This window comes from Burkholderia sp. Ac-20392 (genome assembly GCF_017104585.1).
GTDB classification, from domain to species: Bacteria; Pseudomonadota; Gammaproteobacteria; order Burkholderiales; family Burkholderiaceae; genus Burkholderia; species Burkholderia lata.
Genome location: NZ_JAAGPB010000720.1, coordinates 1 through 3,265 on the forward strand (window position 1 = coordinate 1; position 3,265 = coordinate 3,265).

At 68.5% G+C, this 3,265-nt stretch carries 4 protein-coding genes and 1 pseudogene; all 5 read left to right on the forward strand.

Annotation, left to right across the window (positions count from 1 at the left end):
• Window positions 1-167 (forward strand): annotated as a pseudogene (locus G3N99_RS37260) (two-component sensor histidine kinase); the annotation flags it as partial.
• A gap of 111 nt (window positions 168-278) precedes the next feature.
• Entirely contained in the window at window positions 279-1,763 is a 1,485-nt protein-coding gene (locus G3N99_RS37265; RefSeq protein WP_011353057.1) for a DegQ family serine endoprotease, read from the forward strand.
• 105 nt (window positions 1,764-1,868) lie between these two features.
• Entirely contained in the window at window positions 1,869-2,306 is a 438-nt protein-coding gene (locus tag G3N99_RS37270) for a carboxypeptidase-like regulatory domain-containing protein (RefSeq protein WP_011353056.1), read from the forward strand.
• A gap of 133 nt (window positions 2,307-2,439) precedes the next feature.
• Window positions 2,440-2,799, forward strand: coding sequence for a DUF427 domain-containing protein (locus G3N99_RS37275; RefSeq protein ID WP_011353055.1), 360 nt, complete (start codon window positions 2,440-2,442; stop codon window positions 2,797-2,799).
• A 28-nt stretch (window positions 2,800-2,827) separates the two neighbouring features.
• The coding region (locus tag G3N99_RS37280; RefSeq protein WP_277396486.1) for an SRPBCC domain-containing protein at window positions 2,828-3,265 on the forward strand (438 nt) is incomplete at its 3' end.

Below are 3,265 nucleotides of genomic sequence, written 5' to 3' on the forward strand. Positions count from 1 at the left end.
CCGTATCGGGCAGCGGGCTCGGGCTCGCGATCGTCTAGCGCGTGGCTGCGCAGCAGGGCGCGACGGTGTCGCTCGGCGACGCGGCCGCGGGCGGCCTGCTCGTCAGTGTCGTGTTCCGCGATGCCGAGATGCCGGCCGAGGCGCCGCAGCCGTCCGAATCGGTATGAAGCCCGGCGCCGGACGGGCGCCGGCAGCCGCTTAAGCCCCGCTTAAGGCTGATTAAGCCTCCTTTAAGTCAGGGTCGTTACGCTGCGTCCTAACAAAGAGGAGGTCCTACGATGAACACCCGATTCCTTGCGCGCGGCGCCGTCGCGGTCGCCGTGGCGGCCGCCCTGTCCGCCGGCTATGTCGCCGGCACCCGCCGCGCCGATCCGCAGATCATCACGCCCGCACAGGCTGCCGCGCTGATGCCGGCAGAAGCGGCCGCGAAGACCGGCATCCCCGATTTCTCCGGGCTCGTCGAGACCTACGGCCCGGCGGTCGTGAACATCAGCGCGAAGCACGTCGTGAAGCAGGTGTCGCGGCGCGTGCCGCAGCCGCAGTTGCCGATCGATCCGAGCGATCCGTTCTACCAGTTCTTCAAGCACTTCTACGGCCAGGTGCCGGGCATGGGCGGTGACGCGCAGCCGGACGACCAGCCGAGCGCGAGCCTCGGTTCCGGGTTCGTCATCAGCTCCGACGGGTACATCCTCACCAATGCGCACGTGATCGACGGCGCGAACGTCGTCACGGTCAAGCTGACCGACAAGCGCGAATACAAGGCGAAGGTCGTCGGCTCCGACAAGCAGTCCGACGTCGCAGTGCTGAAGATCGACGCGAGCGGCCTGCCGACCGTGAAGATCGGCGACCCGGCGCAGAGCAAGGTCGGCCAGTGGGTCGTCGCGATCGGTTCGCCGTACGGCTTCGACAATACGGTTACGTCGGGCATCATCAGCGCGAAGTCGCGCGCGCTGCCGGACGAGAACTACACGCCGTTCATCCAGACCGACGTGCCGGTGAACCCCGGCAACTCGGGCGGCCCGCTGTTCAACCTGCAGGGCGAGGTGATCGGCATCAACTCGATGATCTACTCGCAGACGGGCGGCTTCCAGGGGCTGTCGTTCGCGATCCCGATCAACGAGGCGATCAAGGTGAAGGACGAGCTCGTGAAGACGGGCCACGTGAGCCGCGGCCGCCTCGGCGTCGCCGTGCAGGGGCTGAACCAGACGCTTGCAAGCTCGTTCGGACTGCAGAAGCCGGACGGCGCGCTCGTCAGCTCGGTCGATCCGAACGGCCCGGCCGCGAAGGCCGGCCTGCAGCCGGGCGACGTGATCCTGTCGGTCAACGGCTCGCCGGTTGCCGATTCGACGTCGCTGCCCGCGCAGATCGCGAACCTGAAGCCGGGTTCGAAGGCCGACCTGCAGATCTGGCGCGACAAGTCGAAGAAGTCGATCAGCGTGACGCTCGGCGCGATGGCCGATGCGAAGCTCGCGTCGAACGACGGCGGGCCGGTCGAGCAGGGGCGCCTGGGCGTCGCGGTGCGTCCGCTGTCGCCGCAGGAGCGCAGTGCCGACAACCTGTCGCACGGCCTGATCGTGCAGCAGGCCGGCGGGCCGGCCGCCAACGCGGGCATCCAGCCCGGCGACGTGATCCTCGCGGTCAACGGCCGCCCGGTCACGAGCCCCGAGCAGTTGCGCGACGCGGTCAAGGGCGCGGGCAACAGTCTTGCTCTGCTGATCCAGCGCGATAATGCACAGATCTTCGTGCCGGTCGACCTGAGCTGACCGGCTACGGCCGACGGCCGGCCAGGCCGGCCGCGGCGGGCGCCGCCGCCGTACTGAAGGTGTGACGCAGCGCCCTGTATGTGTTCCGACCCCAAGGAGAGAGCCATGCAATATCTACGCAACGTGTCCCGATTTGCCGTCGCCGCGGCGCTGGCCGCCGGCCTCGCAGCCGGAGCAACCGGCGCGTACGCGCAGTCGGACGGCTTGCCCGCCGCGCGCCAGCAGGGCGACGTCACCTTCGTGTCCGGCGGCGTCGGGCAGGACGAATCGACGGCGTTCCAGCGCAACGAGCCGAGCTGGCCGCTGGCGCTGCGGTTCACCGGCAAGGGCGGCGAGTTCCTGGCCGACGTCCATGTGCGGATCGTCGACGGCAAGGGTGCCGAAGTGCTGAAGACCGACGCGCGCGGGCCGTACATGCTCGTGAAGGTGCCGCCGGGCCGCTATACGGTGCATGCGTCGTACCAGGGCAACGAGGAATCGCGTGCCGTCACGGTCGGCGCGAAGGGCGGCGCGAAAACCGCGTTCCAGTGGAGCGCGCAGTAGTCTGCCGCTCGCGGCCCCGGCCGGGGCCGCGCATTCGGCTGCGGTTTCGCCCATAATGAAAGCCACGGCACCCGTGCCGTGGCTTTTTTCGTTTCCTGAGCCTGGCTTGGCCCGGCCGCCCCAAGGAGAAACGATGTCCGACGCAGCCGACCCTCGTCTCGAAATCGTGCCGAACCGCCATCGCGTGCGCGTGATCCATCGCGGCATCACGTACGCCGATTCGCACGGCGCGCTGACCGTGCGAGAAACGGGCCTGCCGGACACCCACTACCTGCCGCGCGGCGACGTCAACATGCGCCGGCTCGTGAAATCAGGCGTCACGTCGGCCTGCCCGTTCAGGGGCGAGGCCGTGCACTTCGACTTGCAGACGGAAGACGGCGTGATCGAGAACGCCGCATGGAGTTACGAGGAACCGAAGGAGGCCGCGCTGGCGCTCGCGCACTACGTTGCCTTCGACGCCGCACGGATCGACAGTCTCGTCGAGACGTCCTGATGCGGCGCGTGTTCATCGGGGAGGCGTCATGGAACTGAACGACACATTACGCATACCGCTCGCACCGCCTGTCGTGCGGAAGGCGTTCGAGGATCTCGCGTTGCTGCGCGCGAGCTTCGAGCGTTGCGAATCCTTCGAGAAGCTTGCGCATGGCGAGTTTGCGCTGACGATCACGGTGCCGCTCGGCCCGCTGCGTGCCCGCTACGACGTGCGTGCGCATGCCGCCGCCGAGCAGGGCGACGCGGAAGGGCAGCCGCGCCGCGTAATCAACTTCAAGGCGCGGGCCGCCGGGCTCGGTGCGCTGCGCGGTCAGGTCGAACTCGTGCTGATGCCGGATGACGACGCGAACGCCACGCGCATCGAGTACGTGGTCTGGGCGACGGCGAGCGGCCCGCTCACCGAGCTGCCGGGGCGGCAGATCGAAAATACGCTGCGCGAATGGACCGACGATTTCTTCCGCGAATTC

Bases quoted from the DNA above. Each gene is read 5' to 3' on its own strand.
- G3N99_RS37265 (WP_011353057.1), top strand. From the start codon at position 279: ATGAACACCCGATTCCTTGCGCGCGGCGCCGTCGCGGTCGCCGTGGCG.
- G3N99_RS37270 (WP_011353056.1), top strand. From the start codon at position 1,869: ATGCAATATCTACGCAACGTGTCCCGATTTGCCGTCGCCGCGGCGCTG.
- G3N99_RS37275 (WP_011353055.1), top strand. From the start codon at position 2,440: ATGTCCGACGCAGCCGACCCTCGTCTCGAAATCGTGCCGAACCGCCAT.